Annotated in this window: 22 protein-coding genes and 1 tRNA gene; 16 read left to right on the top strand and 7 right to left on the bottom strand. The window is 71.6% G+C overall.

Annotated features, from left to right (window positions below; all coding sequences use genetic code 11):
- Positions 1–329: 329 nt before the first annotated feature.
- From VFR90_RS05625 to sixA, 3 genes are all read left to right on the top strand, one after another.
- Positions 330–1,445: a porin gene (locus tag VFR90_RS05625; protein ID WP_326405116.1), complete on the top strand. Its 1,116-nt coding sequence runs from the start codon at positions 330–332 to the stop codon at positions 1,443–1,445.
- A gap of 113 nt (positions 1,446–1,558) precedes the next feature.
- Positions 1,559–3,718, top strand: coding sequence for a polyphosphate kinase 1 (gene ppk1, locus VFR90_RS05620; RefSeq protein WP_326405115.1), 2,160 nt, complete (start codon positions 1,559–1,561; stop codon positions 3,716–3,718).
- A gap of 19 nt (positions 3,719–3,737) precedes the next feature.
- On the top strand, positions 3,738–4,196 hold the full coding sequence (gene sixA / locus VFR90_RS05615; protein ID WP_326405114.1) for a phosphohistidine phosphatase SixA: 459 nt from the start codon (positions 3,738–3,740) through the stop codon (positions 4,194–4,196).
- 37 nt (positions 4,197–4,233) lie between these two features.
- Here sixA and VFR90_RS05610 read toward each other — a convergent pair whose 3' ends face one another.
- Positions 4,234–5,790 carry a Ppx/GppA phosphatase family protein gene (locus VFR90_RS05610; RefSeq protein WP_326405113.1) on the bottom strand — a complete coding sequence of 519 codons (1,557 nt, stop codon included), beginning with the start codon at positions 5,788–5,790 and terminating at the stop codon, positions 4,234–4,236.
- 106 nt (positions 5,791–5,896) lie between these two features.
- Here VFR90_RS05610 and VFR90_RS05605 point away from each other — a divergent pair, with 106 nt between their 5' ends.
- Positions 5,897–6,772, top strand: coding sequence for a dienelactone hydrolase family protein (locus VFR90_RS05605; protein WP_326405112.1), 876 nt, complete (start codon positions 5,897–5,899; stop codon positions 6,770–6,772).
- Positions 6,773–6,853: 81 nt separating this feature from the next.
- Complete coding sequence (locus VFR90_RS05600) at positions 6,854–7,723, top strand: ZIP family metal transporter (protein WP_326405111.1); 870 nt, start codon at positions 6,854–6,856, stop codon at positions 7,721–7,723.
- Between the two features lie 73 nt (positions 7,724–7,796).
- Here VFR90_RS05600 and VFR90_RS05595 read toward each other — a convergent pair whose 3' ends face one another.
- The 3 genes from VFR90_RS05595 to ppc form a co-directional block, all read right to left on the bottom strand.
- Positions 7,797–8,804: a DUF1996 domain-containing protein gene (locus VFR90_RS05595; RefSeq protein ID WP_326405110.1), complete on the bottom strand. Its 1,008-nt coding sequence runs from the start codon at positions 8,802–8,804 to the stop codon at positions 7,797–7,799.
- Between the two features lie 77 nt (positions 8,805–8,881).
- On the bottom strand, positions 8,882–9,886 hold the full coding sequence (locus VFR90_RS05590; protein ID WP_326405109.1) for an acyltransferase family protein: 1,005 nt from the start codon (positions 9,884–9,886) through the stop codon (positions 8,882–8,884).
- 58 nt (positions 9,887–9,944) lie between these two features.
- Positions 9,945–12,755: a phosphoenolpyruvate carboxylase gene (gene ppc, locus VFR90_RS05585; protein WP_326405108.1), complete on the bottom strand. Its 2,811-nt coding sequence runs from the start codon at positions 12,753–12,755 to the stop codon at positions 9,945–9,947.
- Positions 12,756–12,883: 128 nt separating this feature from the next.
- On the opposite strand from ppc, the gene hemC reads away from it, so the two are divergent.
- The 5 genes from hemC to VFR90_RS05560 all read left to right on the top strand — a co-directional run bounded on the left by hemC (position 12,884) and on the right by VFR90_RS05560 (position 17,206).
- Positions 12,884–13,843, top strand: a complete 960-nt coding sequence (gene hemC, locus VFR90_RS05580) for a hydroxymethylbilane synthase (protein ID WP_326405107.1) — start codon at positions 12,884–12,886, stop codon at positions 13,841–13,843.
- The gene (locus VFR90_RS05575) at positions 13,840–14,670 is read left to right on the top strand and encodes a uroporphyrinogen-III synthase (RefSeq protein ID WP_326405106.1); all 831 of its coding nucleotides are present in this window, start codon (positions 13,840–13,842) and stop codon (positions 14,668–14,670) included. The genes hemC and VFR90_RS05575 overlap by 4 nt, the downstream gene beginning before the upstream one ends.
- A 12-nt stretch (positions 14,671–14,682) precedes the next feature.
- Positions 14,683–15,825: a uroporphyrinogen-III C-methyltransferase gene (locus VFR90_RS05570; protein WP_326405105.1), complete on the top strand. Its 1,143-nt coding sequence runs from the start codon at positions 14,683–14,685 to the stop codon at positions 15,823–15,825.
- 19 nt (positions 15,826–15,844) lie between these two features.
- Positions 15,845–17,092, top strand: a complete 1,248-nt coding sequence (locus VFR90_RS05565) for a heme biosynthesis HemY N-terminal domain-containing protein (RefSeq protein ID WP_326405104.1) — start codon at positions 15,845–15,847, stop codon at positions 17,090–17,092.
- 37 nt (positions 17,093–17,129) lie between these two features.
- Positions 17,130–17,206 (top strand) — tRNA-Arg (locus VFR90_RS05560).
- 43 nt (positions 17,207–17,249) lie between these two features.
- On the opposite strand, the gene VFR90_RS05555 is transcribed toward VFR90_RS05560, so the two are convergent.
- Entirely contained in the window at positions 17,250–17,714 is a 465-nt protein-coding gene (locus VFR90_RS05555) for a hypothetical protein (RefSeq protein ID WP_326405103.1), read from the bottom strand.
- Positions 17,711–17,959 carry a PepSY domain-containing protein gene (locus tag VFR90_RS05550; RefSeq protein WP_326405102.1) on the bottom strand — a complete coding sequence of 83 codons (249 nt, stop codon included), beginning with the start codon at positions 17,957–17,959 and terminating at the stop codon, positions 17,711–17,713. The genes VFR90_RS05555 and VFR90_RS05550 overlap by 4 nt, the downstream gene beginning before the upstream one ends.
- A 227-nt stretch (positions 17,960–18,186) precedes the next feature.
- Between VFR90_RS05550 and VFR90_RS05545 the strand changes: the two genes are divergently transcribed.
- Genes VFR90_RS05545 through VFR90_RS05535 form a run of 3 tightly spaced genes read left to right on the top strand, consistent with a single transcriptional unit; the run spans position 18,187 to position 20,623 of the window.
- Entirely contained in the window at positions 18,187–18,552 is a 366-nt protein-coding gene (locus tag VFR90_RS05545; protein ID WP_326405101.1) for a PepSY domain-containing protein, read from the top strand.
- Positions 18,549–19,214: a response regulator transcription factor gene (locus tag VFR90_RS05540; protein ID WP_326405100.1), complete on the top strand. Its 666-nt coding sequence runs from the start codon at positions 18,549–18,551 to the stop codon at positions 19,212–19,214. Before VFR90_RS05545 ends, VFR90_RS05540 begins: the two co-directional genes overlap by 4 nt.
- On the top strand, positions 19,211–20,623 hold the full coding sequence (locus tag VFR90_RS05535) for a sensor histidine kinase (protein WP_326405099.1): 1,413 nt from the start codon (positions 19,211–19,213) through the stop codon (positions 20,621–20,623). Before VFR90_RS05540 ends, VFR90_RS05535 begins: the two co-directional genes overlap by 4 nt.
- A gap of 100 nt (positions 20,624–20,723) precedes the next feature.
- Here VFR90_RS05535 and VFR90_RS05530 read toward each other — a convergent pair whose 3' ends face one another.
- Positions 20,724–21,326 carry a phenylacetic acid degradation protein PaaY gene (locus VFR90_RS05530; protein WP_326405098.1) on the bottom strand — a complete coding sequence of 201 codons (603 nt, stop codon included), beginning with the start codon at positions 21,324–21,326 and terminating at the stop codon, positions 20,724–20,726.
- 149 nt (positions 21,327–21,475) lie between these two features.
- Between VFR90_RS05530 and paaK the strand changes: the two genes are divergently transcribed.
- From paaK to paaB, 3 genes are read left to right on the top strand one after another with little or no spacing between them, the layout of a single operon-like run.
- On the top strand, positions 21,476–22,783 hold the full coding sequence (paaK, locus tag VFR90_RS05525) for a phenylacetate--CoA ligase PaaK (protein WP_326405097.1): 1,308 nt from the start codon (positions 21,476–21,478) through the stop codon (positions 22,781–22,783).
- Between the two features lie 10 nt (positions 22,784–22,793).
- Entirely contained in the window at positions 22,794–23,792 is a 999-nt protein-coding gene (gene paaA / locus VFR90_RS05520; RefSeq protein WP_326405096.1) for a 1,2-phenylacetyl-CoA epoxidase subunit PaaA, read from the top strand.
- Positions 23,793–23,848: 56 nt separating this feature from the next.
- A complete protein-coding gene (gene paaB / locus VFR90_RS05515; protein WP_326405095.1) occupies positions 23,849–24,157 on the top strand; it encodes a 1,2-phenylacetyl-CoA epoxidase subunit PaaB in 309 nt (102 codons plus the stop codon).
- Position 24,158 lies beyond the last annotated feature (1 nt).

Raw genomic sequence — 24,158 nt, 5'->3', positions numbered from 1 at the left:
AAAAAAGAACGCCGAGCCTGACGCGACGCCCCGGCCCGCAAACCCGCGCCGAGCCGCTTGTACACCGCTGTTTCATTGACGAATCACTCTGTGCAGCACGAAGCGCGACGCCATGACCGCTACGCGATGCAGCACCGCCTGCGGTCTCTCAGGGGAATCCCTCGCTTTGTTCGCCAGGGTCCGGCTCCTAAGCTTTTTTCGACCCTCCGGATGCGCCAACAGCGCAGGCCGATGAGAAACGTGCACTGGCATGGCGATTGCGCTGCAGTGCGCGCGGCTCTGGTCGCGGAAGTGCTTTGACGACTGCTCACCCACAACGAGGAGACACCATGACGACGAAAACCAAGCTTTCGCTGGTTGCCGTGGCCGCATTGACGGCGGCTGCCGGCGCTGCGCAGGCACAGAACGTGACGCTGTTCGGGCGCATCGACACCGGCGTTCAGTACATCGAGAAGTCATCGCGGTCGGCGACCGGCGACAGCCTCACCGAGATGAACAACGGCGGCATCCTGCCCAGCATCTGGGGCCTGAAGGGCAGCGAGGACCTCGGCGGCGGCCTGAAGGCCGTCTTCAACCTCGAGTCCGACTTCAGCGGCGACACCGGCGGCAGCCGGGGCCTCGGCAACATCAGCACCGCCTTCGGCCGGCAGGCCAACGTGGGCCTCTCGGGTGGCTTCGGCACGATCCTGCTCGGCCGCCAGTACAGCCCGGCGATCCTCGCCGAGCTCGGCGTGGATCCGCGCGGCTACAAGGAGTCGTACTCGATGCTGCTGCCCTACGCGCTGAATCAGGCGCCGGCGGGCAACGCGGTCGCCGCGAGTGAGAACAACGGCCTGGGCATCTTCACCAGCAACCTGATCTCGTACGCCGGCGCCTTCGGCCCGGTGAACGTGTTCGCCGGCTACGGCCTCGGTGAAGTGGCGAGCTCGTCGGACGCGGACACCGTGGCCTTCGGCGCCAACGGCAAGTTCGGCCCGGTCACGGTGGCCGGTTCGTTCCAGCGGATCCGCGGCGGCGCGACCAGCGGCTTCGCCAAGACCGAGCGCTACGGCCTCGGTGCCGCGTTCGGCTTCGGCATCGTCACGGTCAAGGGCCTCTACGCGCGTGCCACCGAAGACGCGATCAGCGGCCTGTCGGCGGCGGAGATCGAGACCGACAACTTCGGCGTCGGCGTCGACCTCGCCTGGTTGGCGAACAACACCGCCACGATCGCCTACTACCGCGGCGAGACCAAGAGCACGAACTTCGAGACCGACACGATCGTCGTCAGCAACGACTACGCCTTGTCGAAGCGGACGACGCTGTACGCGCAGTTCGTCTACGTCGACGACAAGTCGCCGGTCGTGGTCGGCGCCTCGAACGCGCGCAACCAGATCACCGGCGGCTCGACCCAGGCGGGCGAGAAGTCGTTCATCGCGGGCGTCGGCATCAAGCACGACTTCTGATCGGCGCTTCGCGCGGCCGGCATCGCCCGGCCGCCGCTTCGAAGGGGCTGCGCGAGCGGCCCCTTTTTCATGCGCGTCATCAAGGCCCCGGACGTCTTTCCTAAACTCCGGCCGTGAGCGCCCAACTGCTGCCGGCCGCCGAGCCGACCTCGCCCGTCGCCCGGCGCCCCCGCCTGCTCAACCGCGAGCGCGCGATCCTCGAATTCAACCGGCGCGTGCTGGCGCAGGCGCTGCGCGAGGACGTGCCGCTGCTCGAGCGGCTGCGCTACGTCTGCATCGTCTCGAGCAACCTCGACGAGTTCTTCGAGGTGCGCTTCGCCGACATGCTCGAGCTCGCCCGCGTGCCCGGCTCGGGCGTTTCGATGCGCGACGTCGCCGACGTCGCGGCCGAGGCGCACGGCCTCATCGACGCCCAGTACGCGGCGTTCAACGACGAGGTGATGCCCGCGCTCCAGCGCGAACGCATCGTCGTGCTGAACCATGCGCAGCGCGACGAGGCCCAGCGCCGCTGGGTCGATCGCTTCTTCCAGAGGCAGGTGCGTCCCTTGCTCGTGCCGGTCGGGCTGGACCCGGCGCATCCGTTCCCGCAGGTCGCGAACAAGTCGCTCAACTTCATCGTCAAGCTCGGCGGGCGCGACGCCTACGGACGCGACAACTCGATCGCGATCGTCAAGGTGCCGCGCGTGCTGGCGCGCGTGATCCGGCTGCCGCCCGAGGTGGTGCCCGCCGGCGAGCAGGTCTTCGTGCTGCTGTCGAGCGTGATCCGCGCGCACCTGGAGGAGCTGTTCCCGGGCCGCAGCGTCGAGGCCTTCTCGCAGTTCCGCGTGACGCGCGATTCCGACCTCGACGTCGATGAGGACGACATCACCAACCTGCGCCAGGCGCTGCGCTCGTCGCTGAGCACGCGCCACTTCGGCGCCGCGATCCGGCTGGAGGTGGTCAACACCTGCCCCGAGGAGCTGAGCGAGTTCCTGCTGCAGCAGTTCGCGCTGCCCGATGCGGCGCTGTACCGCGTCAACGGCCCGGTGAACCTGGTGCGGCTCAACCAGCTGATCGACCAGGCCGATGCCGATCCGCTGCGCTTTGCCGTCTACGAGCCCGGCTGGCCGGCCGCGCTGCCGCCGATGAGCGCGGCGACCGCCGGCGGCGCCAACCTGTTCGAGCGCCTGCGCCGTGGCGACGTGATGCTGCATCACCCCTTCGAGAGCTTCGATCCGGTGGTGGAGCTGCTGCGCGAGGCGGTGCGCGACCCGCAGGTGCTCGCGATCCGCCAGACCATCTACCGCACCGGCGCGCAGTCCGTGCTGATGGATCTGCTGCTCGAAGCGGCGCGTCGCGGCAAGGAAGTGATGTGCGTCGTCGAGCTGAAGGCGCGCTTCGACGAGGAAGCCAACATCAACTGGGCGGAGCGGCTGGAGGCGGTCGGCGCGCAGGTGGTCTACGGCATCGTCGGGCTCAAGACGCATGCGAAGCTGCTGCTCGTGACCCGCCGCGAGAACGGCCCGCGCGGCCCGCTGCTGCGCCGCTACGCCCACCTGTCGACCGGCAACTACAACCCGAAGACCGCGCGGCTGTACACCGACATCGGCTGGCTCACCGCCGATGCCGAGCTCACCGCCGACATCGACGGCATCTTCCAGCAGCTGGCGAGCCTCACGCGCGGCAAGCCGCCGAAGCAGCTGCTGCCGGCGCCGAACGGCATGCATCAGGGGATGCTCGCGCTGATCGCCCGCTGCACCGAGACCGCGCGTGCGGGCCGGGCGGCGCGCATCGTGCTCAAGCTCAACGCGCTGACCGACGAGCCGCTGATCCACGCGCTGGCCGAAGCCTCGCAGGCGGGCGTCGAGATCGACCTGATCGTGCGCGGCGCCTGCATGCTGCCGCCCGGCGTGCCGGGCGTCACCGAAGGCATCCGGGTGCGCTCGATCGTCGGCCGCTTCCTCGAGCACACGCGCATCCTCTACTTCCGCTGGGGCAAGACGGCCGACGACGAGGCCCTGTACCTGTCGAGCGCCGACTGGATGAGCCGCAACATGCATCGCCGCATCGAGGTGGCCTGGCCGGTGCGCGACGCGGCGCTGCGCCAGCGCGTGATCGACGAGGGGCTGATGCCCTACCTGCTCGACGCGCAGGACGCCTGGGCCCAGCAGCCCGACGGCCGCTACGTGCGCGTGGGCACCACCGGCGCCAGCGCCCAGCGCGCATTGATCGCGCGCCACGGCGGGCGTCGCGCGCTGATCGCCGCGCGCGTGCTGCCCGCGGCAGCGCGCTGACGCGCAGGCGCGGCGAACGATGGACCTGATCCTCTGGCGTCACGCCGAAGCGCTGGTGGCGCGCGAAGGCCAGCCCGATCTCGAACGCGCGCTGACCGCGAAGGGCGAGCGACAGGCGCAGCGCATGGCGACGTGGCTGAACCAGCGGCTCGCCGAGACGACCCGCATCCTGGTCAGCCCCGCCGTGCGCACGCAGCAGACGGCCGAGGCGCTCGGCCGATCCTGCAAGACCGTCGCCGCGGTCGCGCCCGAAGCCTCGGTCGAGGATCTGCTCGGCGCCGTGCGCTGGCCGACATCGAACGAGCCGGTGCTGGTCGTCGGCCACCAGCCGACGCTGGGGCAGGTCGCGGCCCGGCTGCTCGGCAGCTCGCAGCACTGGGCGATCAAGAAGGGCGCGGTCTGGTGGCTGCGCTCGCGCGAGCGCGAGACCGGCGAGCAGGTCGTGCTGCTGGCGGTGCAGGGGCCGGAGCTGCTCTAGCGCGCCGCTCGAAGGGGCGGCTCGCGGCTCGCGCCGCTCAAGTGCTCGTGACGGCCAGCCCCAGGCGCCCCGATCGTTCCCACAGCCGCTGCTCCTCCGCCAGCAGGTGCATCGTGCGCGGGTGTCCGGCCGCCCAGTCCGGCGCGAGCTTCAGCGTCGCGCCCTGCGGCGTGCGGCGCAGCGTGACGACGCGCTCGGGCACGTCGTGCCGCGCGTGGCACAGCAAGGCGGCCAGCCGCAGGCACAGCACCGGCCACAGCGTCGCGTCGTTGGCGAGCGTCGCGTCGAGCTTGCGCAGGCTGCCGCGATGGCCGAGCACCAGTTCGGCGACGCGGCGCTGCTGGCTCTGCGAGAAGCCCGGCGCATCGACGTGCGAGATGAGATACGCGCTGTGCCGGTGGTGGTCGTGGTGCGAGACCGACATGCCGATCTCGTGCAGCGAGGCGGCCCAGCCGAGTTCGCGCGGCGCCTCCGACGGCGCGCGCTCCAGCCCGCCGCTGCGGAACATCTTCAGCGCGAGCCGGCCGACGCGCGCAGCCTGCGCGAGGTCGCTGCCGAAGCGGCGCTGCAGCTCCTGCACCGAGGCGTCGCGCATGTCCAGGCGCAGCCGCCGCGGCGCGTCGGCCGGCACGCTGGCGGCCTCGTGGCGCTCCGACAGGTCGAAGATCACGCCCTGGCGCAACGCACCGCGCGCGGGCTGCAGCGCATCGATGCCGAACTGCATCGCCAGCGTGTAGAGGATCGACAGCCCGCCGCCGAGCACCGCGCGGCGCTCCGGCTTCAGGCCCGGCAGGCCGACCAGCGCGTCCTCGTCGCCGGCGAGCAGGCAGGTCTCGATGCACCAGCGCAGGCCGGCCGGCGTGATGACGCCGTCGGTGACGCCGTTGGCGAGCAGCAGTTGCGACACCGCGCCGACCGTGCCTGACGCGCCCAGCGCTTCGATCCACTGGCCCGGCGCGAAAGGCGCGAGCGCTTCTTCCAGCTCGGCGCCGGCGGCGATCTGCGCGGCGCGAAAGGCCGAATCCGTGTAACGGCCGTCGGCGAAGTAGCGCATCGAAAGGCTGACGCTGCCGACCTGGAAGCTTTCGGCGCTTCGGGGCGTGCGGCCCTGGCCGAGGATCATTTCGGTCGAGCGCCCGCCGATGTCGATGACGATGCGCGGCCGCTCGCTGGGCTGCAGCCGCGCCACGCCCGCGAAGATGAGGCGCGCTTCCTCGCGCCCGGAGATCACCTCGATCGGCTGGCCGAGCACGGTGCGTGCGCGCGCGAGGAAGGCGTCGCGGTTCTTCGCTTCGCGCAGCGTCTGCGTCGCGACCGCGCGCACCTGCCACGCCGCGAAGCCGCGCAGCCGGATCGCGAAGCGCGCGAGGCAGGCCAGGCCGCGCAGTTGCGCCTCTTCGCTGAGGCGGCCTTCGTCGTCGAGGCCGGCGCCCAGGCGCACGGTTTCCTTGAGGTAGTCGATGCGCTTGTAGCGGCCGCGCTGGAGCTGGCCGATCTCGAGCCGGAAGCTGTTCGAGCCGATGTCGATCGCGGCGAGCAGACCGGACGAAGCACCGTCGGCCAGAGGGGTCGGGGCGGTATCGGCGCTCGGCATGGCGGGCATTGTGTCGGCAGCCCACGAAGGGGCTGCGGCACGGACGGCGCGGACCCGCTCCCTAGAATCGGCGCCTTCCCAAACGGCCTCGAACAGGAGCCTCGCGATGCTGAAGCAGGAGTTGGACAGCCTCACGCCGACACGCCCTTTCAACCGACGCGACTTCGTCGCGACCTCCATCGGCAGCGGCTTCGCGGCGGCGGTGCTGCCCGTGAGCGCGCAGACGATCACGACCAGCAGCGAAGGCCTGACGGCCGGCCCGATCGAATTCGCCGCCGGCGATCGGTCGATCCCGGCGTACCGGGCCCAGCCGGCCCAGCCCGCCGGCAAGCTGCCGGTCGTGCTGGTGATCAGCGAGATCTTCGGCGTGCACGAGCACATCGCCGACGTCGCGCGCCGCTTCGCGAAGCAGGGCTACCTCGCGATCGCGCCGGAGATGTTCGTGCGCCAGGGCGACGCGAAGGCTTACACCGACATCCCGAAGCTCATGGCCGAGGTCGTCTCGAAGAAGCCCGACACGCAGGCCTTGAGCGATCTCGATGCCGCCGTCACCTGGGCCGCGGCGAACGGCGGCGACACCGCCCGCCTGGGCGCGACCGGCTTCTGCTGGGGCGGGCGCATCACCTGGCTGTACTCGGCGCACAACCCGAGGCTCAAGGCCGGCGTCGCCTGGTACGGGCGGCTCGTTGGCGACGCGAACGCGATGACGCCGAAGCAGCCCGTCGATCTGGCCGGCTCGCTCAATGCGCCGGTGCTCGGCCTGTACGGCGAGAAGGACGGCGGCATCCCGCTTGACACGGTCGATAAGATGAAAACGGCTCTGGCCTCGGGCAACGTCGCGGCAAAGGCATCGAACTTCGTCGTCTACCCGGATGCGCCGCATGCCTTCCATGCCGACTACCGGCCGAGCTACCGCAAGGACGCCGCCGAAGACGGCTGGAAGCGCTGCCTTGCATGGTTCAGGGCCTGGGGCGTGGCCTGAGGTTTCGCAGCGCTCGAGCAGGACCGCGCCTTCGGGCGCGGTTCTTTTTGCGCGCATGAAGATGGACGACGGGGGGAAGCGATGACGACGAGCCTGCTGTGGATCGTGCTGGCGACGCTGGCCGGCGGCTTGCTGTCCGTGCTGATCGCGGCCGGCCTGACGCTCGCGATGCTCAAGCTGATCGTGCGGCACCTGGTCAGCCTGTCGGCCGGCGTGCTGCTCGGCACCGCGCTGCTCAACGTGCTGCCCGAGGCCTTCGAGCGCGCGGGCGAGGCCGGCGCCGCTTCACCGCAGGCGCTGTTCGCGGCGCTGCTCGGCGGGTTGGTGTTCTTCTTCCTGCTCGAGAAAGCGGAGCTCTACCGCCACAGCCACCACCACGAAGGCGACGACCCGCACCACCACCACCATCACGGCTTCGATGCCGAGCAGGCAGGCCGCGGCGGGCTGTCGGTGCTGGTCGGCGACAGCATCCACAACTTCTGCGACGGCGTGCTGATCGCCGCGGCCTTCCTGGCCGACACGAGCCTGGGCGTCGTCACCGCGCTGGCGATCATCGCCCACGAGATTCCGCAGGAGGTCGGCGACTACATCGTGCTGCTCAACGCCGGGCTGTCACGGGCGCGGGCGCTGGCCTACAACGCGGTGTCGGGGATGGCCGCGGTGGCGGGCGGCGTGCTCGGCTGGTGGGTGATCCAGCCCTTCGAGGCCTGGCTGCCTTTCTTGCTGGTGGTCGCGTCGAGCAGCTTCGTCTACGTCGCGGTGGCCGACCTGATCCCGCAACTGCAGCGCCGCCTCAGCGGGCGCGACACCGCGGCGCAGCTCGGCTTCTTCGCGGTCGGCCTCGCGATTGCCGCCGCGGCCGGCCTGGCGCACGGGCTGGTCGGTTATGAGCACAGCCACGGCCACGAGCACGGCGCGGCACCCGCGAGAGTCACGACACCGACCGAGTAGCCGCCGCGGATCGGGCTCCGCCGGGCCGCCAGCGGCGCCCCTTGAGGGGAGCGGCGAAGCCGCAACGGGGTGGTCAGTAATAAATCACCCGGCCGTCGCCGACGATGTGCGAGCCCGCCGAGAGGCCCTTGCTCACCACGCGCTCGACGAAGGTGTCCATCACCTCCTGCTCCCAGCCGTTGACCCAGTCGCCGTGGTTGGAGCTGCCGGCCGGCGCGCCGGCCAGGTCGCTGCTCAGCCGCCAGCTCGCCGAGCCCGAGGCAGGCACCTGGTACTTGATGATGTAGGTGACCTGCGGGAAGTGCACCGGATGCGACTTCGGGCATTGCCCGTTGCGCGCATAGACCACGTGGCTGCGGTGATCGGGGCTGTCGAGGTTCACGCCGTCCCAGCACTGCGGGAACTCGACGATCTGCCGCAGCTCGCCGTTCGGGCAATCGGGCAAGGTGTCCGACTTGCGTCCCTTGCACTCGAAGTGGCCGACGTTGCGTTGCGGCTCGCGGCTCTTCGAGTCGCCGGCGATCATGCGGAAGCCGACCGGAAAGGGCCTCACCTTCGCGTCCTGGCCGAAGAGGTGGTAGCCGGTCTTGTAATAGAAGTCGTGCTCGCTGGCGGGCACGACCGGCCGTCCATCCCGCGTGTCGATGATCGCCGGCACCCAGTAGCCGCTGCGGTTGACGGTGCCGCCGCGGCAGGTGCTGTTGCCGCGCTCCCGGATCGACTCGGGCGTGCTGTTGCCGTCCACGCCCGCATTGCCGAAGAACACGTGCAGATGGCTCTTGCCGGGCTGCCCGGGGTAGACGAGCGGATCGTCGAAGTTCATGTGGCTGTAGCGGCACACCGTGCGGAAGGCGCCCATGCCGTCCGGATCGCGGTAGGGCTGCTCGCCGGTCTTGCTGATCAGCCGGCCCGACTTGCCCGGATCGGCCGGCGGCAGGCGGCTCGCGTCGACATAGGGCAGCGCGTCGGCGGCCCCGTCCCTCGACGATGGCGCGGCGCCGCACGACGCGAGCGCGATGCCCGCGGCGGCCAGCATGGCCCAGGCGAGACGGCTTCGAGGCGGCAAGGCGGGTCGGTTCATGGTGGGCGTTCCTCGCGAAGCTTCGTTCGTGGCACGGCGCCGGCGAGGTTCCGCCGGCGCGTGCGGCCGTCGGCGTCTCAGGTGCGGCGCGCTTCGAGCGCGGGCTGCCGCCCGCTGCCGAAACGCCGCCCGAGCCAGTGGCCGAGGCGAATCCAGTGTCGCTCGAAGTGGAAGGTCGAGAGGTGGGCCAGCGCCCACAGCACCGCGATCAGCAGCGGCCTTTTCGCATAGCGCTCCAGCGTATCCCCCGATCCAAGGGGGCTGTGCACCAGCAGCGGATGGATCACGTACAGCGCGAACGAGATGGCGGCGACGTAGGCGAGCCGGCGCGACTCCAGCAGGCCCACCGGCGCGAGCAGCGTCGTCGCGACCAGCGCGGCCGTCGCGTACGGCCGCAGCAGCGAGAAGCCGAACGGCATCGACGGGTGGCAGGAGGCGACGAACAGGGGCAGCAGCAGCCATCGCGCCAGCACCGCCTTGCGGCGCAGGCCTTCGTCGTCGTGCAGCTTCGGCCAGCGGTGCAAGGCGAGCGCCACGCAGCAGCCGGCGAGGATCTCGTCGACGCGCGCCCAGGTCACGATGTTGTCGACGAGGCCGGCATCGAAGCGCAGCAGCGTGAAGAAGAGCGCCAGCACCGGCACGAGCCACAGCCCGCGCACGCCGAAGGCCGCGTACAGCAAGGCGATGCCGACGTAGAACTGCACCTCGACGCACACGCTCCACAGCGGCGCGGTCGCGTCGATCAACTGGAACGGCGGCAGGTTCGCGTAGAAGAACAGGTGCGCCAACAGCTGCTCGGCGGTGCCGTCGAACACCGCCAGCGCGATCGCCGCGACCAGCCACACCAGCGGCACGATGCGGAAGAAGCGACGCGCCAGGAAGTCCAGCACCGCCGGGCGCTTCAGCAAGAAGGTGGTGATCAGGAAGCCGGACAGCGTGAAGAAGATCGCCATGCCGGCCATCCCCGCCGCTTCGTTGGCACGCAGCGCTTTCGGCCCGAGCGGCAGGAGGTGGGCGGCTAGCACCAGCAGGATGCTGATGCCGCGCCAGCCGTCGAGTTGGGTGTAGCGAGAGTTCTGCATCGGACGCGGCGAGAGCGATTCCGACGCAGGGGCAAGGCGCGCGCCCGCCCCGTCGCGCCTAGCCCGAATTGCGCAGGCCCGCCGCGACCCCGTTGATCGACATGTGGATGCCGCGCCGCACCCGCGCTTCCTGCTCCGCGTTGCCCGCCGCCGCATGGGCGCGGTGCCTGCGCATGAGCTCGACCTGCAAGTGGTTCAGCGGATCCAGGTAGGGCAGCCGGTGCTCGATCGAACGCGCGAGCGAGGGGTTGGCCGCGAGCCGCTTCGGCTGGCCGGTGATCAGGGCCAGCGCCGCGTCGGTGCGCTGCCACTCGGCCTCGATCGCCGCGAAGATCTTCTTCGCCGCGCGCTTGTCGGGCACCAGCTCCAGATAGCGGGTCGCGAGGCCGAGGTCGCTCTTGGCGAGCACCATGTCGATGTTCGACAGCAGCGTGCCGAAGAACGGCCATTGCGCATGCATGCGCTGCAGGAGCGCGAGCCGCTCCTTGCGGCGCGCCGCGTCGCGGCCGAGGAAGGCCTCGATCGCCGAACCGAAGCCGTACCAGCCCGGCAGCGCGATGCGGCACTGGCCCCAGCTGAAGCCCCAGGGGATCGCGCGCAGGTCCTCGATCGCGCGCGTCGACTTGCGCGACGCAGGGCGCGAGCCGATGTTCAGCTCGGCGATCTCGCGGATCGGCGTCGCGGCGAAGAAGTAGTCGGCGAAGCCGGGCGTTTCGTAGACGAGCCTGCGGTAGGCCGCCATCGACAGCGACGAGAGTTCGTCGGCGCTGTCGAGGAAGAGCTTCGGCACGCCGCGCTTGACGGGCAGCAGCGTCGCCTCCAGCGTGGCGGCGACGAGCGTCTCCAGGTTGCGCCGGCCGATGTCAGGGTTCGCATACTTCGAGGCGATCACCTCGCCCTGCTCGGTGAGGCGGATCTGGCCGTTCACCGTGCCCGGCGGCTGGGCGAGGATGGCCTGGTAGCTGGGCCCGCCGCCGCGCCCCACGGTCCCGCCGCGGCCGTGGAACAGCCGCAGCGTGATGCCGTGCTCGCGCCGCAAGGGCTCGAACAGTTCGACCAGCGCGATCTCCGCGCGGTACAGCTCCCAGTTGCTGGTGAAGAAGCCGCCGTCCTTGTTGCTGTCGGAGTAGCCGAGCATCACGTCCTGCTCGCGCCAGCCGTCGGGTGCGCCGCGCGCGATCATCGCCAGCACGCCCGGCAGCGCATAGAACTCCCGCATGATCGTCGCGGCCCGGCGCAGGTCGCCGATGGTCTCGAACAGCGGCACGACGATCAGGTCGGCGCGCGCGTCGTCGTCGAGCGTGCCCTGCAGCAGCCCGCACTCCTTTTGCAGCAACAGCACCTCGAGCAGGTCGGAGACCGTCTCGGTGTGGCTGATGATCGCGTGGCGGATCGTCTGCCTGCCGACCGTCCTGCGCAGCTCGCAGGCGGCCTCGAAGATCGCCAGCTCGCCGCGCGCCCGCTCGCTGTAGACGGCGCCTCGCACCTGCAGGCCGCGCGCGTCGTTCAGCACCGCGAGCAGCCTTTTGATCTTTCCGGCCTCGCTCAAGGCGGCGTAGTCCGCTTCGATGCGCGCGGTGGCCAGCAGCTCGGCGACGACGGCCTCGTGCTGGTCGGAGCTCTGCCGCAGGTCGATGGTCGCGAGATGGAAGCCGAAGACCTGCACCGCGCGGATCAGCGGCGCGAGGCGCGTCGCGGCGAGCGCGTTGCCGAAGTGCGAGGCGAGCGACGCTTCGACGATGCGCAGGTCGGCCAGCAGCTCGTGCGCGCCGGCATAGGCGGTGGTCGGTGCGATCGCGTGGCGCAGCGCCTCGGTGCCGGTCAGCTGCGAAAGCGTCGCGGCGAGCCGCGCATAGACGCCGATCAGCGCGCGCCGGTAGGGCTCGTCGATGCGGTGCTCGCTGTCGTCACCCGAGCGCTCGGCCAGCGCCGCGAGCTCGGGCGTCACCGGCACCAGCATCGCGGACATCGACAGCTCGCTGCCGAGCAGATGCACCTCGGTCAGGTAGAAGCGCAGCACCGTCTCGACGTGGCGCGCCACCGCGAGCCGCAGCGTCGCGGCGACGACGTTGGGGTTGCCGTCGCGATCGCCGCCGATCCAGTTGCCCATGCGGAAGAAGGGCGCGATCTCGAAGCCGGCGAGACGCTCTTCGAGCTCGGCATAGAGCTTCGGGATCTCGCGCAGGAAGGTGCTCTGGTAGTACGACAGCGCGTTGTCGATCTCGTTGGCGACGCTCAGCTTCGAGGTGCGCAGCAGCCGCGTCTGCCACAGCTGGGTGACGCGGGCGCGCAGCGCGCGTTCGTTGGCCGCGCATTCGCGCTCGGTCGCGAGGCCGTCGCGCTCGGCGATCAGCTCGGCCAGCGCGCGCTCGGCCGCGAGGATGCTCTGGCGCTGCACTTCGGTGGGGTGGGCGGTCAGCACCGGCGAGATGTGCGCGCGCCCCAGCGCCTCGGCGATCTCGCTCGCACGCACGCCGGCGCGCGCGAGGCGCTCGAAGCTCATCGCGAGCGAGCCTTCCTGCATGTGGCCGAGCCGCTCGTGGTGGCTGCGGCGACGCACGTGATGGCGGTCCTCGGCGATGTTGGCCAGGTGCGAGAAGTAGCTGAACGCGCGCAGCACCGAGACCGCCTGGTCGACCGACAGGTTCTTCAGCAGCCGGTCCAGGTCGTGGCCGGCCTTCGCGTCGCGCTTGAGGCGGAAGGCGACCGCGAGCCGGCGGATGCGCTCGATCAGCTCGAACTCGCCCGCGCCCTCCTGCTCGCGGATCACGTCGCCGAGGATGCGGCCGAGCAGCCGGATGTCCTCGACCAGCGGACGATCCTTCTCGTCGTTCTTGTTCGTCTTCTTCGGGGCGGCTTTGCTGGGCATGGCGAGGCGGGAAGTGCGGGCGGGCGAAGGCAAGCACCGCGCATGCCACGACCGCGGCGGATGATGCCGACGAACCGGACCGCAGTTCGCAGGCCCGCTGCCAAAAGAGCCGCTGCTAGCATCGACCGATGACGCCGACCAGCCCGCGCCCCTGGATCATCGCGACGCGCGAGAGCCGCCTGGCGCTGTGGCAGGCGCGGCATGTGAAGGCGCTGCTCGAAGCGCGGCTGGCCTCGGGCGTCGAGCTGCTGGGCATGACGACCCGGGGCGACCAGATCCTCGACCGCACGCTGTCCAAGGTCGGCGGCAAGGGCCTGTTCGTCAAGGAACTCGAGACCGCGCTCGAGGCCGGCGAGGCGCAGCTCGCGGTGCACTCGCTGAAGGACGTGCCGATGGACCTGCCGGCCGGCTTCGTGCTGGCCGCGGTGCTGGAACGCGAGGACCCGCGCGACGCCTGGGTCTCGCCGCGCCACCCCGACCTGGCGGCGCTGCCGGCCGGCGCGGTGGTCGGCACCTCGAGCCTGCGGCGCCTTTCGCAGCTGCGCGCGCGCCGCCCTGACCTGCGCATCGAGCCGCTGCGCGGCAACCTCGACACGCGGCTGCGCAAGCTCGACGAGGGCCAGTACGACGCGATCGTGCTCGCCGCGGCCGGCTTGAAGCGGCTGGGCCTGGCAGAGCGCATCCGCGGCGTCTTCGAACCCACCGAGATGCTGCCCGCTGCCGGGCAGGGCGCGCTCGGCATCGAGGTGCGCGCCGACGCGCCCGAGCGCTGCCCCGCGCTGTGGCAGGCGCTGCAGGCGCTGACGCACCGGCCGAGCTGGCTTGCGGTGCATGCCGAGCGCGCGGTCTCGCGGGCCCTGGGCGGCAGTTGCAGCATGCCGCTGGCCGCGCACGCAAGCTGGACGGCCGATGGCCGGCTGCACCTGGCCGCCGCCCTGGGCGCGCCCGAGGCTGCCGAGCCGACGCTGGTACGTGCCGAGCAGCACGCCGCGGTGGCCGACACCGCCGCCGCCGAAGCGCTGGGCCTCGCGGTCGCGGACGCGCTGCGCGCAGACGGCGGCGAAGCGCTGCTCGCGACGCTGCGATGACGCGCCGCGTCCTGGTCACGCGCCCGATCGAGCAGGCGCAGGGCTGGGTCGAGCGCTTGCGCGCCGCGGGATTTGATGCCGAGGCCTTGCCGTTGATCGGCATCGAGCCGGTGGCCGACGCGCGGCCGGTGGTTGCCGCCTGGCAGGCGCTCGGCGGGCAGGCGAGCCTGATGTTCGTCAGTGCCAACGCGGTCGCGCAATTCTTTGCGGCCAAGCCGGCGGGTAGCGGCTGGCCGCCAGGCGTGCGCGCCGCCGCACCCGGCCCGGGCACGGCCGCGGCGCTGCGTGCGGCAGGCGTGCCTGCCGCCGCGATCGTCGAGCCCGCGGCGGACGCGGCGCAGTTCGATTCGGAAAGTCTGTGGGCCGTGCTGAGCCGGCAGGGGCCGTGGCGTGGCCGCTCGGTGCTCGTCGTCCGCGGCGCCAGCGACTCCGCCGGCGAGGCGCATTCGCCGGACGGCCAGGGCCGCGAGTGGCTCGCCGAGCGTTGGCGCGAAGCGGGCGCCGAGGTCGCGAGCCTCGCGGTCTACCGGCGCAGCGCGCCGGTGTTCGACGCGGCGCAGGCGCGCTGCTGGGACGGCGCGCTCGACGCGCCCGCGCAGCACCTGTGGCTGTTCGGCAGCTCCGAGGCGATCGGGCATGGCGAGGCGATCGCGCGCCGCGCGGGCCGCAGCGACGACTGGCACCGCTCGGCGGCGCTGGCGACGCATCCGCGCATCGCCGAGCGCGCGCGGGCCTGCGGCTTCGTCGAAGTGTTCGAAGCGCCGCCGACCTTCGGCGCCGTGCTGCAGGCGCTGCGCGACCACGAGGCTTCGCAGGGCCGTCGATAAACTCCACGCCCCGTGAACGAGCCCGCCGAAGCGACCCCCCAGCCCAGCGCCGCAAGCGCCTTGCCCATCGTCGCGGCGCGCATCGATGCCGCGGCACGGCGTCGGCAGCTCGTCGTGCTGCTCGGCATCGTCGCGCTGGTGCTGGCGGCGGTGGCGCTGGCGGTCGCGTGGCAGGGCCAGCAGCGCCTGCAGCTGCTCGAGCAGGAGCTGGTGCGCCGGCAGCAGGAGAGCGCGAACCTCGCGGCGCAGGCGAAGCTGCTCGCCGACCAGTCGCAGGTGCTGGCGCGCGAGGCGGTCGCGAAGGCCACGCTGCTCGACACGCGCGTGGCCGAGGTGGGCGCGCAGCGCGGCCAGGTCGACGAGCTGATCCAGTCGCTTTCGCGCTCGCGCGACGAGAACGTCGTGGCCGATCTCGAAGCGGGCGTGCGCGTCGCCTTGCAGCAGACCGCGATCACGGGCAGCGCGACGCCACTGGTCGCCGCGCTGAAATCGGCCGACGAGCGCCTGCAGCGCCTGAACCAGCCGCGGCTCGAAGCCGCGCGCCGCGCCATCGGCCGCGACCTTGAGCGCATCAAGGCCGCGAGCGTCGCCGACATCGCCTCGCTCGCGATCAAGCTCGACGAAGCGGTGCGGCTCGTCGACGAGCTGCCGCTGCTGGTGCCCGATGCGGCGACGGTCGCTGCGCGCGCAGCGAGCGCGCCGAAGCTTCCGCCAGCGCGCGGCGCGGCGTCCCCGCCGCCGGCAGCGTCCGCCGCAAGCGGCGCGCGGCCGTGGTGGCCTGAGCCGCTGGCCGAGCGCTGGCGCATCTGGTCGGCCGGCTTCGCCGACGAATTGCGCGCCCTGGTGCGGGTGACCCGCATCGACCAGCCGCAGGCGATGCTGCTCGCGCCCGAGCAGGCCTGGTTCCTCCGCGAGAACCTCAAGCTGCGGCTGCTCAACGCGCGGCTCGCGCTGCTGAGCCGCCAGTTCGACGCCGCGCAGGCCGACGTGCAGGCGGCACTCGCCGCGCTCGAAGCGCACTTCGACCGTGGCATGCGCAAGACGATGCTCGTCGCCGAGCTGCTGCGTGGCGTCGCCCAGCAGGCCAAGCAGGCCGCGGTGCCGCGGCCCGACGAGACGCTCGCGACGCTGGCCGCCGCCGGCGTCGGCCGCTGACGCGCGAGCGAGGACGAGCTTGCGCGCGCTGGTCTGGCTGCTGCTGCTCGCGGCCTGCGCGATCCTTGCGGCCACGCTGCTCGGCCGCAACGATCACCTGGTGACGATCTACTGGGCGCCGTGGCGGCTCGATCTTTCGTTCAACCTCTTCCTCGTCGGGCTGATCGCGTTCTGCGGGCTGCTGTATGCGCTGCTGCGCGCGCTCGGGCTGCTGGTCGATCTGCCGCAGCGCGCGCGCGAGTGGCGCATCTCGCGGCGTGATCGCATTGCGCAGTCGGCGCTGCGCGAAGCGCTGGCGCAGTACTTCGGCGGACGCTGGGCGCGCGCGGAGAAGGCCGCGCAGCGCGCGGTCGCGATCCAGTCCGACACGCCCGAGCTCAAGCAGGACGCCGAGTTCGCGGTGCTGGGCCACCTGCTCGCGGCCGGCAGCCTGCACCGCCTGCAGGATCGCGCGCGCCGCGATCGCGAGCTGGCCTTGTCGCTCGACTGGGCCGGCCGCAGCCCGACCGCACGCGCGGCCGGGGAAGGCGCGCGGCTGCTCGCGGCCGAATGGGCGCTCGAGGACCGCGATGCGCTGCGCGCGCTCGAATTGATCGAGCAACTGCCGCCCGGCGTCGCGCGCCGCACGCAGGCGCTGCGGCTCAAGCTGCAGGCCACGCGGCTCGCGCGCGAGCCGATCGAGGCCTTGAAGACGGCACGGCTGCTCGCGAAGCACCAGGCGTTCTCGCCCGGCGCGGCGCAGGGGCTGCTGCGCACCCTGGCCGTCGATGCGATCGCCGGTGCGCGCGACGCCGATCAGTTGCGCGCGGTGTGGCGCGAGTTCGATCCGGCCGATCGGCGCGACGTGATCGTCGCGACGCGGGCTTCCGCCCAGTTGCTCGCGTTGGGCGCGCCCGAAGAAGCGCGCGCCTGGCTGCGGCCGTTCTGGGAACGCATCACCGAGCTGCCGCGCGAGGAGCGCGACGCGCTCGCGATCGCGCTCGCCCGCGCGACCCGCGGCATCCCGGCCGACTGGCTGCCGCGCCTCGAAGCCGCGCAGCTTGCTCGCCCGCAGGAAGGCGCGCTCGCGTGGGCGATGGCGCGGGCGCTGCTCGCGCGCGAGATCTGGGGCAAGGCCAGCCAATTCCTTCAGCAGGCGGCCGACAGCCAGGACCTCGACACCGCGCTGCGCCGCGAAGCCTGGCTCGAACTCGCGACGCTCGCCGAGCGCGAACGCGACGATGCAACCGCGGCCCGCTGCTACCGCGCCGCGGCCTGCGTGCGCTGAAGAGACCGCATGCGCCTCTGCTAGACTGCGCGCCTTCGCGGCTGTAGCTCAGTTGGATAGAGTACTTGGCTACGAACCAAGGGGTCGTGGGTTCGAATCCTGCCAGCCGCGCCAAACGAACGACGGGCCAGCTCTCACACCGAGCTGGCCCGTTTTTTCATGGCGCGAGCGGTCGCGGGCTTGCGTGCGCGTCCTGTCGCTCGAAGGGAAGCCAGCGCCACCGAACGCCGCTGCGCCATCCTTCGACCAGCCGACGTCCGAGTGCGAGAGCGCCCCATGCCAGGAGTGCCGCAAGCACCAGGCCGCCGGCCCAGATCAGGACCAGCGCCACGCCGAGCAGCGTCATCGCGGAGCCCAGCCAGACGGCCGGCCCGCCGCCGAGGCCGAGCAGCCAGTCGATGCCGTCGCGCAGGGCGACCGCCTCGTCGGGATCGAGCCAGTGCTGCACCCAAGGACGCTCGGTCCATGCGGTGACGGCCTGCACGGTCGCGGCGCTCGAGCCGCCCTCGAGTGCCGCGCCTGCGGCTTGGAGCAGCCACCAGGCGGTGATCGCCGCAAGCGTCCACAGCGCCGCCGCAACGGTCGCGCCGGCGCCCAGAGCCAGGCGCATGCGGCGGCTCATCGCTTCACCTCTTCGCGCAGGACCTCGCCGCTGCGAGCATCGACATACAGTTCCACGCGCCGGCCCTGGCCGTCGCGCGCACTCACCTCGTACAGCTTCTCGCTCTTGCGTTCGACCTCGCGCACGTCGCTGTAGCCCTTGGCCACGACCCGTTCGACGACTTGCTGGAAGTTCATCGGAGCCGCCATCGCAGCAGGCGCGGCCGTCTGGGCGCCCGCGGTCGCGGCGCCGAACGCCAGCAGCAATGCCGCCGCACACGAAGCCGCTTGGCGGCGAAGCAGTGATTGATTCATGGAAGCTCCTTGCACGGTGAGGGATCAGGAAGCCGATGCTCGCGTCGGCCGCATGAACGCAGTCTGAACGGCGACGTCCCGGCGTTCATGGAAGGTTCACGGTGCGTGAGGCATGGTCCGACGCGATGCTTGAAGCCAAGCCGACCCGACGTTGTCTGACGATGAGCCGGCCCCGCCGCGTGCTCGCGGCGACGCTGCTCGCGGTCGGCGCCTCGATGGCGGCCGTGCCGGGCGTCGCCGGATCCGGTCGTGACGAAGGTGCGCGGGCCCTCGGTGCACGCGAGGGGGGACGCATCCTGGCGCTCGCCACGATCATCGACCGGATCGACGCGGTGATCCCGGGCCGACTTCTCGACGCCGAACTGGACGACGACGACGGCATCACCGTCTACGAGATCCGCTGGCAGCTGCCCGACGGCCGCCGGCTGGAGATCGAGGTCGACGCCCACGACGGCCAATGGCGCGAGCTGAAGGGCGCCCGGCTGGAAACCGTCTTCCGCCGCTCGCCCGCGGTGCTCGTCGCACCGGGCGGTGCAGGCCGATGAGGCTGCTCGTCGTCGAGGACGAGCCGCAACTCGGCCGGCAGTTGCACGCCGCGCTCCAGGCCGCCGGCTACGCGGTCGACCTGGCCGACAACGGCATCGACGGGGAACACCTCGGGTGCGTCGAGGCCTACGACGCCGTCGTCCTCGACATCGGCCTGCCGGGCCGCGACGGCCTGAGCGTCCTGGCCGCCTGGCGCCGCGCCCGCGTCGACCGACCGGTGCTGCTGCTGACGGCGCGCGCGAGCTGGCAGGAGAAGGTGCAGGGCATCGATGCCGGCGCCGACGACTACCTCGCCAAGCCCTTTCAGATGGAGGAGCTGCTGTCGCGCCTGCGTGCGCTGATCCGCCGCAGCGCCGGCCTGGCCAGCCCGGTGCTGCAGCAGGGCGACGTCGCGCTCGACACCCGGGCCTGCACGCTCGACGTCGGCGGCCAGGCGGTGGCGCTGACGGCCCACGAGTACCGCGTGCTCGCCTACCTCATGCATCAACGGGGGCGGTCGGTGGACCGGGGTGAACTGGCCGAGCATGTCTACGGCCAGGACGCAGACCGCGACAGCAACACGCTGGACGTCTTCGTCGCACGGCTGCGCCGCAAGCTGCCGGAAGGTTTCATCACCACGGTGCGCGGCATCGGCTGGCGCGTGGACGGAGCCGGGCCGTGAGCTCCAGGGTCACATCCGGCGGCGGCTCGCTGCACCGCCGGCTGCTGTCGGCCGCGGCGCTGTGGATCGCGCTGGCGCTGTTCGCGGTCGGCTTGCTGCTCGTGGCCCTGTTCCGCCACCACGCCGGTCAGGAACTTGCGGCACGCGCCGCCCAGCCGCTCGATGCCCTGGCCGCCGCGCTGGAGGTGCAGCGCACCGCCGACGGCGGCGCTGCCCTGCGCTTGAGCGGCGAGCCGGCCGACGATGCCTTCCGGCGTCCCTACGGCGGCGCGTACTGGTGGGTCGCCGATGGTTCGGCATCGCCGCTGCGGTCGCGGTCGTGGTGGGACACGCAGCCCCCGGCATCACTGAACCAGTCTCTGGCGCGCCCGACCGACCCCGGCATCGGCCGCCACGACGCGCTCGGCCCGCAACGGCAACCGCTCGCGGTCTGGGCGCGGCGGGCGGAGCTGGGCGGCTGGGAGCGGCCGCTGGTCGTGGCCGTCGCGCTCGACGCTTCGCGACTCGAGAGCATGACGCGCGACTTCGCCCGCACGGTCGCGCTGGCGCTCGGTGCGCTGGCCGTGTCGCTGTGGGCCGCATGCTGGTTGCAGGTGCGGCTCGGCCTGGCGCCGCTCGCGCGCTTGCAGCAGGCGCTGGCCGGCTTGCGCGCCGGTCATGCGCGCACGCTGGAGGGCCGCTTCCCGATCGAGGTCCAGCCGCTGGTGGACGACCTCAACGCGATGCTGGCCGACAACGACCGGCTCGTGAGCCAGGCGCGCGAGCACGGCGGCAACCTGGCGCATGCGCTCAAGACACCGTTGGCCGTGCTGCGCAACGCCGCGGCGGGTTGGAGCGGCGACGAAGGCGCGGGCTTGCGCGGCCAGCTGCTGCAGATCGAGCGCCAGGTCGAGCTGCACCTGGCCCGCGCGCGCGCCACCGCGACGACCCGGGCCGCGGGGCGCAGCGGCGATCGGCGCAGCGATGCGCCCGCCGTCGTCGATGCGCTGCTGCGAACCTTGCAGCGGCTGCACGCCGATCGAGGCATCGAGGTCGAGCGTTCGGGCGCTGCCTCGCCGCCCGCCGTGGCGATCGAAGCCGAAGTGCTGCACGAGTTGCTGGGCAATCTGCTCGACAACGCGTTCCGCTGGGCGCGCCGCCGCGTGAGCGTCGCGATCGTGGCCGACGACGCGCAGCGCTGCCTTCGCCTCAACATCGACGATGACGGCCCGGGCATCGCGCCACAGCGGCGCGCCGAGGCCCTGCAGCGCGGCCGGCGACTCGACGAGACCCAGCCCGGCAGCGGACTGGGCCTCGCGATCGCCGATCAGCTGGTGCGCCTGAGCGCAGGCGCTCTGGTACTCGACGATGCGCCGCTTGGTGGCCTGCGCGTGAGCCTGACGCTGCCGGTGGCCGTGCCGCCGCGGTGAGCCGCGCGGGCGACGTGCGGTTCGCGGCGGCCTCGCACCCGTCGGCGGCTCGGGCGGGCGGGTCGACGCGGCGCACTCGGCGGCGCGAAGGGCGAGCGCGTCACTCGCGCTTGCTGGCGATCAACGAGGGGTAGTCGGGCGCGTCGACCCGCGCGCGGTCGGCCTCGGGCGCGGCCAGCGGCTGGACCTCGCGCATCGAGGCGCGGCAGCGCCGCGTCAGGGTCTGGTAGACCTCGGTGCCGGCGCGCTTCCATGCGATCTCTTCGTCGCGCAGCGCCCGCATGACCTTCGCCGGCAGCCCGGCCACCAGGGTCGCCGGCGGCACGCGCATGCCCGCCGGCACGAAGGCGCAGGCCGCGACGATCGCGCGCTCGCCGACCTCGGCTTCGTCCATCACCACCGCGTTCATGCCGACCAGCGCATCGCGTCGCACGACGCAGCTGTGCAGCACCGCGCCATGGCCGACGTGGCCGTTCTCTTCGACGACGGTGTCCTGCGCCGGAAAGCCGTGCACGACGCAGGTGTCCTGCACGTTCGCGCCTTCCTTGAGCACGATGCGGCCGAAGTCGCCGCGCAGGCACGCGTTCGGGCCCACGTAGCAGCGCGGCCCGACGATCACGTCGCCGATCAGCACCGCGGTCGGGTGCACGTAGGCGCTCGGGTCGACGACCGGGATCACGCCTTCGATCGAATAGCTGGGCATGGTCGGCTCCGGGAAACGACGCTGGCGGAGGGTGCAGGTGCAGTCGCGGGTAAGCCCCGAACGGGTTGGCCTTGCGCCGAAGCGAGGTGGATCCTAACATCGACCGACCGGTCGGTAGTACTCTGTGAAGGCCGGTCAAGGAGGCGCCCATGCCCGTGAAGCAACCCGCTGCCGGCGAACTCGAGCCGATCGAGACTGCGAGCCGCGACGAGATCGCCGCGCTGCAGTTGCGGCGGCTGCGCGCGACGCTCGCGCGGGCGTACGAGAACGTCGCGCACTACCGCAAGACCTTCGACGCGCACGGCATGCGGCCCGAGGATCTGGAAAGCCTCGACGACCTCGCGAGGTTTCCGTTCACGGTGAAGAACGATCTGCGCGACAACTATCCCTTCGGCATGTTCGCGGTGCCGCGCGAGCAGCTGGTGCGGGTGCACGCCTCGTCGGGCACGACCGGCAAGCCGACGGTGGTCGGCTACACCGCGAACGACATCTCGACCTGGGCCGATCTCGTCGCGCGCTCGATCCGCGCGGCCGGTGGCCGGGCCGGCGACCTGGTGCACGTCGCCTACGGCTACGGCCTGTTCACCGGCGGCCTCGGCGCGCACTACGGCGCGGAGCGGCTCGGCTGCACGGTGATTCCGATGTCGGGCGGGCAGACCGAGAAGCAGGTCGCGCTGATCCGCGACTTCGAGCCCGACATCATCATGGTCACGCCGAGCTACATGCAGGTGATCGTCGAGGAGTTCGCGCGCCGGGGGCTCGATGCGCGCGAGTCGTCGCTGAAGGTCGGCATCTTCGGCGCCGAGCCCTGGACGGAAGCGATGCGTCGCGACATCGAAGCGAGCGCGGGGCTCGACGCGGTCGACATCTACGGCCTCTCCGAAGTGATGGGCCCGGGCGTCGCGAGCGAATGCATCGAATCGAAGGACGGCCCGGTGGTGTGGGAAGACCACTTCTACCCCGAGATCGTCGATCCCGAGACCGGCCGCGTGCTGCCCGACGGCGAGGAGGGCGAGCTGGTCTTCACCTCGCTGACCAAGGAGGCGCTGCCGATCGTCCGCTACCGCACGCGCGACCTCACGCGCCTTCTGCCGCCCACCTCGCGCAGCTTCCGGCGCATCGGCAAGATCGTCGGCCGCAGCGACGACATGCTGATCATCCGCGGCGTCAACGTCTTCCCGACGCAGATCGAGGAGATCGTGCTGCAGCACGAGAAGCTGTCGGGGCAGTACCAGCTCGTCGTGAGCCGCGAGGGTGCGCTGGACCAGCTCGAAGTGCGCTGCGAGCTGCAGCCCGGCGCATCGGGCGAGGACACGGGCGCGATCGGCGGCTGGTTGCGCGAACGCATCAAGACGATGGTCGGCGTCAGCACCACGGTGGTGGTCGGCGCGCCCGACAGCATCGAGCGCACGCTGGTCGGCAAGGCCAAGCGCGTCATCGACCAACGCAAGAAGTAGGAGAGCCTGCATGTACACGCAAGCGATGGACACGATGGGCAAGGACGCCGCGCCGAAGGCCGTCCGCTCGGCCGAGGAAGCGCAGCTCGAAGCGCGCTTCGACGCCCGCATCGACGCCGGCGACTTCATCGAAGCCAAGGACTGGATGCCCGAGCACTACCGCAAGACGCTGGTGCGGCAGATCAGCCAGCACGCGCATTCGGAGATCGTGGGCATGCTGCCCGAGGGCAACTGGATCACCCGCGCGCCGACGCTCAAGCGCAAGACCATCCTGCTTGCGAAAGTGCAGGACGAGGCGGGTCACGGGCTCTACCTCTATTCGGCGGCCGAGACGCTCGGCACCTCGCGCGACCAGATGCTCGCGGCGCTGCACACCGGCCGCGCCAAGTACAGCTCCATCTTCAACTACCCGACGCTCAGCTGGGCGGACGTGGGCGCGATCGGGTGGCTGGTCGACGGCGCGGCGATCATGAACCAGGTGCCGATCTGCCGCTGCTCCTACGCGCCGTATGCCAGGGCGATGATCCGCATCTGCCGCGAGGAAAGTTTCCATCAGCGCCAGGGCTTCGAGAGCCTGCTCGTGATGATGACGAAGGGCACCGACGCGCAGCGCGCGATGGTGCAGGACGCGGTGAACCGCTGGTGGTGGCCCTCGGTGATGATGTTCGGCCCGCCCGACGATCAATCGCCGAACAGCGCGCAGAGCATGCGCTGGGGTATCAAGCGCCATTCGAACGACGAGCTGCGGCAGAAGTTCGTCGATGCCGCGGTCGAGCAGGCCAAGGTGCTCGGCGTCGCGCTGCCCGATCCCGACTTGAAGTGGAACGAAGCGCGCCAGCACTGGGACTTCGGCGCGATCGACTGGGCCGAGTTCTGGCGCGTGATCGGCGGCGACGGGCCGTGCAACCGCGAGCGGCTCGCGGCCCGCGTGAAGGCCTGGGACGACGGTGCCTGGGTGCGCGAGGCGGCCGACGCCCATGCGCGCCGCATCGAGCGGGAGGCCGCATGACGAACGACACATCACCTTCCGCTGGACAGGAGAGGGACGGGGAGGGGTCGGGCCCGTTGCGGCCCCGGGCCACCGGCTCCGCGGGAGCCGAGTGGCCGCTGTGGGAAGTGTTCGTGCGCAGCAAGGCCGGCCTCGATCACAAGCACTGCGGCAGCCTGCATGCGGCCGACGCCAAGCTCGCGATCCAGCTGGCGCGCGAGGTCTACACGCGCCGGCAGGAAGGCAGCAGCATCTGGGTGGTGCGCTCGGACCAGATCGTCGCGAGCGACCCCGGCGACAAGGCCATGTACTTCGACCCGATGGAGGACAAGGTCTACCGGCACCCGACCTTCTACGAGCTGCCCGGCTCGGTCGATCACATGTGAG

This window comes from Methylibium sp. (genome assembly GCF_035762065.1).
GTDB lineage: Bacteria > Pseudomonadota > Gammaproteobacteria > Burkholderiales > Burkholderiaceae_C > Methylibium.
The sequence above is the reverse complement of the archived record's forward strand: the minus strand, read 5'-3'. Positions and strand labels throughout refer to the sequence as shown.

What these genes read in the sequence shown, in the direction of transcription:
- VFR90_RS05625 (WP_326405116.1), top strand. Translation starts at nt 330, where the DNA reads ATGACGACGAAAACCAAGCTTTCGCTGGTTGCCGTGGCCGCATTGACG.
- sixA (WP_326405114.1), top strand. Translation starts at nt 3,738, where the DNA reads ATGGACCTGATCCTCTGGCGTCACGCCGAAGCGCTGGTGGCGCGCGAA.
- VFR90_RS05610 (WP_326405113.1), bottom strand. Translation starts at nt 5,790, where the DNA reads ATGCCGAGCGCCGATACCGCCCCGACCCCTCTGGCCGACGGTGCTTCG.
- VFR90_RS05605 (WP_326405112.1), top strand. Translation starts at nt 5,897, where the DNA reads ATGCTGAAGCAGGAGTTGGACAGCCTCACGCCGACACGCCCTTTCAAC.
- VFR90_RS05600 (WP_326405111.1), top strand. Translation starts at nt 6,854, where the DNA reads ATGACGACGAGCCTGCTGTGGATCGTGCTGGCGACGCTGGCCGGCGGC.
- VFR90_RS05595 (WP_326405110.1), bottom strand. Translation starts at nt 8,804, where the DNA reads ATGAACCGACCCGCCTTGCCGCCTCGAAGCCGTCTCGCCTGGGCCATG.
- VFR90_RS05590 (WP_326405109.1), bottom strand. Translation starts at nt 9,886, where the DNA reads ATGCAGAACTCTCGCTACACCCAACTCGACGGCTGGCGCGGCATCAGC.
- ppc (WP_326405108.1), bottom strand. Translation starts at nt 12,755, where the DNA reads ATGCCCAGCAAAGCCGCCCCGAAGAAGACGAACAAGAACGACGAGAAG.
- hemC (WP_326405107.1), top strand. Translation starts at nt 12,884, where the DNA reads ATGACGCCGACCAGCCCGCGCCCCTGGATCATCGCGACGCGCGAGAGC.
- VFR90_RS05575 (WP_326405106.1), top strand. Translation starts at nt 13,840, where the DNA reads ATGACGCGCCGCGTCCTGGTCACGCGCCCGATCGAGCAGGCGCAGGGC.
- VFR90_RS05555 (WP_326405103.1), bottom strand. Translation starts at nt 17,714, where the DNA reads ATGAGCCGCCGCATGCGCCTGGCTCTGGGCGCCGGCGCGACCGTTGCG.
- VFR90_RS05540 (WP_326405100.1), top strand. Translation starts at nt 18,549, where the DNA reads ATGAGGCTGCTCGTCGTCGAGGACGAGCCGCAACTCGGCCGGCAGTTG.
- VFR90_RS05530 (WP_326405098.1), bottom strand. Translation starts at nt 21,326, where the DNA reads ATGCCCAGCTATTCGATCGAAGGCGTGATCCCGGTCGTCGACCCGAGC.
- paaK (WP_326405097.1), top strand. Translation starts at nt 21,476, where the DNA reads ATGCCCGTGAAGCAACCCGCTGCCGGCGAACTCGAGCCGATCGAGACT.
- paaA (WP_326405096.1), top strand. Translation starts at nt 22,794, where the DNA reads ATGTACACGCAAGCGATGGACACGATGGGCAAGGACGCCGCGCCGAAG.